Source organism: Streptomyces glaucescens, assembly GCF_002154375.1.
In the GTDB taxonomy this organism is placed as follows: Bacteria; Actinomycetota; Actinomycetes; order Streptomycetales; family Streptomycetaceae; genus Streptomyces; species Streptomyces glaucescens.
Genome location: NZ_MUND01000640.1, coordinates 1 through 4,546, shown reverse-complemented (window position 1 = coordinate 4,546; position 4,546 = coordinate 1). Strand labels below are relative to the sequence as shown.

Below are 4,546 nucleotides of genomic sequence, written 5' to 3'. Positions count from 1 at the left end.
GTCGTGCGGGAAGTGGTGCTCCCCGGGGGCGTAACCGGGGGCGACGGGCACCTCGTGGGCGCGCCGGGGGTCGAGGAGGACGAGCTGCTGCTCGCGGACGAGGCGGCCGAGCCGCCGGGCCGCGTCCGCCGCCCAGTCGCGGTCGGGAGCGTGGTCGAGGAAGGCGACGGCGGCCTCCGCCTCGTAGGGGTGGGTCGTCTCCAATCGGGTCACCGCGTCCCGGCAGAAGGCGATGGCCCGCTCCATCCAGGGGTGCGTCACGTTGTTCTTCAGCAGCGTCGCGACGACGGGGCCGGTGGCCAGCAGCTCTCCGGTCGGCTCCGTGTGCTCGTCCGGCACCTGGAGCCACGGCGGTCGCGGGTAGGGGCGCAGGGTCGGCAGGGTGACCGGGAGGCCGCCGTCGCGCGCGGTGATGGTGCAGAGCCAGTCGAGCAGCGGCGTGGTGGTCGCCGGGCCCAGGGCGCCCGCCTCGTCGAGCACGGGCAGTGCCGTGCGCAGCGTGGCGGGCTGTGGTTCGGGGCCGCGGATATCGGGTTCCAGGCCGTAGGCGTAGCCGCCGTCCGGGGTGCGGTAGGCGGCGAGGGCCTGGCGGACGCCGTGCGGCGAGTGGCCGGCGAAGAGGGCGGCGAAGCGGCGCTGTTCCAGGACTCGTCCGGTCAGCCAGAGGAAGCGCGCGGCGCGGTCGAGCATGTCGTCGGTGGTCCGTGTGCGTGACATGCGGGGACGGTAGGCGGCATGGCCGCGGGTGGTCTTGAACGGATCGGACGGCTGCGTCAGGGCTGGACCCCGTACGGCTAACTACTGGCGGCATTTGCCTAAAGCATTTAGGGGATCGCATAATGCAGTTAGGTCGGCGGGAGTGACAGGAGGAGGCCCATGACGCGCGCAGGACTGACCACCGAGCGACTGGTCCGGGCGGGCGCCGAGCTGGCCGACGAGGCCGGCTTCGACCAGGTGACCCTCTCGGCGCTCGCCCGGAGGTTCGACGTCAAGGTCGCGAGCCTGTACTCCCACCTGAAGAACTCGCAGGACCTGCGGACCGGCATCGCCCTGCTCGCCCTGGAGGAGCTGGCCGACCGCGCCGCGGACGCGCTGGCCGGGCGGTCCGGCAAGGACGCGCTGACCGCGTTCGCGAACGTCTACCGCGACTACGCCCGGGAACACCCCGGCCGCTACGCCGCGGCCCGGCTGCGCCTGGACCCCGAGACGGCGGCGGCCAGCGCGGGCGTCCGGCACGCCCGGATGACCCGGGCGATCCTGCGCGGCTACGACCTGACGGAACCGGACCAGACCCACGCCGTCCGCATGCTGGGCAGCGTGTTCCACGGCTACGTCAGCCTGGAGCTGAGCGGCGGGTTCAGCCACAGCGAACCCGACTCCGAGGAGACCTGGTCCCGGGTTCTCGACGCCCTGGACGCCCTGCTGCGCAACTGGCCCGCGCGCTGACCCCAACCCCACCGGCGGAGATCATGAACACCCCGTGGACCACCACTCCCCTCACCGCGGAGCTGCTGCGCGGCGCCCTCGACCTGGAGCGCACCGCGCACGGGCTGCTGCCGCACCGGCTGCCCGCCCGGGCCCGCGCGCAGTACACCGATCCGCAGCTCGCCATGGCGGAGTCCCAGCCCTCCGGCGTACGGCTGGTCTTCCGCACCCGCGCCACCGCCGTGCGGCTGGACACCCTGCCCACCAAGCGGGTCTACGTGGGCGCCCCGCCGCGCCCGGACGGGGTCTACGACCTGCTCGTGGACGGCGAGCCGGCGGGGCAGGCCACCGCGGCCGGCGGCAACACCCTGACCATCGACATGACCACCGGTTCCTTCGAGTCCCGGCCCGGCCCGGCCGGCACCGTCCGCTTCGACGGGCTGCCCGGGCGGGCCAAGGTCGTCGAGATCTGGCTGCCGCACAACGAGACCACCGAACTCGTGGCGCTGCGCACCGACGCCCCGGTCGAGCCCGTGCCCGCCGACCCGAGCCGCCCGGTGTGGCTGCACCACGGCAGTTCCATCAGCCACGGTTCCGACGCCGCGAGCCCCACCACCACCTGGCCGGCGCTCGCCGCCTCCCTCGGCGGGGCCGAACTGGTCAATCTGGGCCTGAGCGGCAGTGCCCTGCTCGATCCGTTCACCGCCCGCGCGATGCGGGACACCCCCGCCGACCTGATCAGCGTGAAGATCGGTATCAACCTGGTGAACCTGGACGCGATGCGGCTGCGCGCCTTCACCCCCGCCGTCCACGGGTTCCTCGACACCCTCCGGGACGGGCATCCCACCACCCCGCTACTGGTGATCTCCCCCATCCTGTGCCCCATCCACGAGGACACCCCGGGCCCCGGCGCCCCGGACCTGTCCACGCTCGGCACGGGTCAGCTGCGCTTCCGGGCGACCGGCGACCCGGCGGAGCGCGCCTTCGGCAAGCTCACCGTGGGCGTCATCCGGGACGAACTCGCCCGGATCGTGGAGCGGCGCGCCGCCGAGGACCCGCATCTGCACCACCTGGACGGCCGCGCCCTCTACGGCGAGTCCGACGCCGCCGAACTGCCGCTGCCGGACGGGCTGCACCCGGACGCGGCCACCCATCGCCTGATGGGCGAACGGTTCGCCCGGCTGGTGTTCGGCGACGGCGGGGCCTTCGCCGGCGCCTGACTCCTCCCAGCGGGGCCGCGCGTTTCCTGATTCCGCTCCGCGCGGGGCGGGAACGCGCGGTCCGCCTCTTGACGCGACCTCAATGTCAGGTAGCCTGACATTCATCGATCGCAGCCGGAGGTTCCGCATGACCATCGAGTACGCCACCCCGTACCGGTCCCGCTCGTTCATCCCGCCCGAGCCGGGCAAGCCGTACTTCGTCGAGAAGGGCCTCGGCGACCGCGCTCACCTCTTCGGCGACCTGGTCACCGTCTACGCGGGCGGCGAACAGACGGAGAACACCTTCAACTTCTTCACCGTCGAGGGCCCCAAGGGCAACCTCATCCCGGCCCACTCCCACCCCGACACCCACGAGGTCTTCTACGTCGCTCAGGGCGCCGTGCGCCTGTTCGTCGAGGACCTGGCAGGCGAGCAGCAGGAACGGCTGCTCACCCCGGGCGACTTCGGCTTCGTACCGAAGAACTGCCCGCACTCCTACCGCATGGAGCGCCACCACTCGCTGGTCGTCGGCGTGGCCGCCGGGCCGGGCGGCACGTTCGAGCGGTTCTTCGAGACGCTGGGCACCCCGACCGACGAACTCGGTCTGCCTGCCCGGCCGTTCGTTCCCGAACCGGAGAAGTTCGCCACCGTGCCGCAGCAGTACGACGTGCGGTTCCTGCCCGACCACCAGTGGCACACCGGAGACGGACAGCCATGAGCTACGTCCAGGTACTGCTGGCGGGCGGGCTGGTCGGGGCGCTCTACGGGGCCCTGCGCGTGGCATCGCCCGCCCCTCCCCCGGTCGCCCTGTTCGGGCTGCTGGGGATGGTGGTGGGGCAGTCGGCGCTGGAGGCGGTGCTGTGAACCTCACGCCCGGCGCCGCCCGGACGCCCCGGGCCGCCGCCTTCCTGCGCGCCGCGGCCGTCTCCTTCGCCGCCGGGCTGCTGATGGGCGCCGTCTACCGGGCGCTGGACATCCTCTCCCCCGCCCCGCCGCTGCTCGGCCTGACCGGGCTGCTGGGCATCGTCGCCGGGGAGCGGGCGGCCCGCGCCGCACGCGACCGGTGGCGGCGCCCTGTCCCTGCCGTACGGGACCAGGGTCCCGACCCCGAGAAGGGCTCACCCTCATGAGCACACCCGCTGAACCGTCCCCCGGATTCGTCGACGTCCACGCCCACTTCGTGACCGACTCCTACGTCCGGCAGGCCAGGGCCGCGGGACACGAGTTCCCCGACGGGGTGCCCGCCTGGCCGGGCTGGTCGGCCAAGGCTCATCTGGAGCTGATGGACCGCAGCGGCATCGCCACCGCCGTGCTCTCCGTCTCGTCGCCGGGAGTGCACTTCGGCGACCCGGCCGCCGCCCGCACGCTGGCCCGTGAGATGAACGAGGAGGGGGCGCGGATCGTCGCGGAACACCCCGGCCGCTTCGGGCTGTTCGCCTCCCTGCCGCTGCCGGACGTCGACGGGGCGCTCGCCGAGGTCGCGTACGCCTTCGACGTCCTCGGCGCCGACGGGGTCGTCCTGGAGAGCAACGCCCACGGCGTCTACCTCGGCGACCCACGGCTGGAGCCGGTCTTCGCCGAGCTGAACCGGCGTTCCGCGGTCGTCTTCCTGCACCCCACCTCGCCGGTGTGCTGGGAGCGGTCCGCGCTCGGACGGCCGCGCCCCATGGTGGAGTTCGTCTTCGACACCGCGCGGACCGTCACCGACCTGCTGTTCGCGGGGACACTGAGCCGCTGCCCGGACCTGAAGGTGATCGTGCCGCACTGCGGCGGTGCGCTGCCGGTGCTGGCCGACCGGATCAACGGGTTCATGCGGCTGTTCATGCCCGGCGAGCGGGAGGCCCCGGACGCCGTCGCCCAACTGCGCGGCCTCTACTACGACCTGGCGGGCCCGGCCTTCCCCCGCCAGGTCGTAGTAGAGG

General features: G+C 73.2%; 7 protein-coding genes. 6 read left to right on the top strand and 1 reads right to left on the bottom strand.

The features are described 5' to 3' along the window. Nucleotides 1–717 (bottom strand): hypothetical protein (locus CCN42_RS33875; protein ID WP_143662111.1); only part of this gene is annotated, 717 nt, incomplete at its 3' end. Between the two features lie 159 nt (nucleotides 718–876). Between CCN42_RS33875 and CCN42_RS33870 the strand changes: the two genes are divergently transcribed. The 6 genes from CCN42_RS33870 to CCN42_RS33845 form a co-directional block, all read left to right on the top strand. Further along, nucleotides 877–1,446: a TetR/AcrR family transcriptional regulator gene (locus CCN42_RS33870; protein WP_086741267.1), complete on the top strand. Its 570-nt coding sequence runs from the start codon at nucleotides 877–879 to the stop codon at nucleotides 1,444–1,446. Nucleotides 1,447–1,469: 23 nt separating this feature from the next. Continuing rightward, a complete protein-coding gene (locus tag CCN42_RS33865) occupies nucleotides 1,470–2,645 on the top strand; it encodes a GDSL-type esterase/lipase family protein (RefSeq protein ID WP_086741266.1) in 1,176 nt (391 codons plus the stop codon). A gap of 127 nt (nucleotides 2,646–2,772) precedes the next feature. Beyond that, the gene (locus CCN42_RS33860; RefSeq protein ID WP_086741265.1) at nucleotides 2,773–3,342 is read left to right on the top strand and encodes a quercetin 2,3-dioxygenase; all 570 of its coding nucleotides are present in this window, start codon (nucleotides 2,773–2,775) and stop codon (nucleotides 3,340–3,342) included. Beyond that, entirely contained in the window at nucleotides 3,339–3,488 is a 150-nt protein-coding gene (locus CCN42_RS33855) for a DUF1427 family protein (protein ID WP_086741264.1), read from the top strand. Before CCN42_RS33860 ends, CCN42_RS33855 begins: the two co-directional genes overlap by 4 nt. Further along, nucleotides 3,485–3,754, top strand: coding sequence for a DUF1427 family protein (locus CCN42_RS33850; RefSeq protein ID WP_086741263.1), 270 nt, complete (start codon nucleotides 3,485–3,487; stop codon nucleotides 3,752–3,754). Before CCN42_RS33855 ends, CCN42_RS33850 begins: the two co-directional genes overlap by 4 nt. Next, on the top strand, nucleotides 3,751–4,546 hold a 796-nt coding region (locus tag CCN42_RS33845), incomplete at its 3' end, for an amidohydrolase family protein (RefSeq protein ID WP_107427686.1). The genes CCN42_RS33850 and CCN42_RS33845, both read left to right, overlap by 4 nt.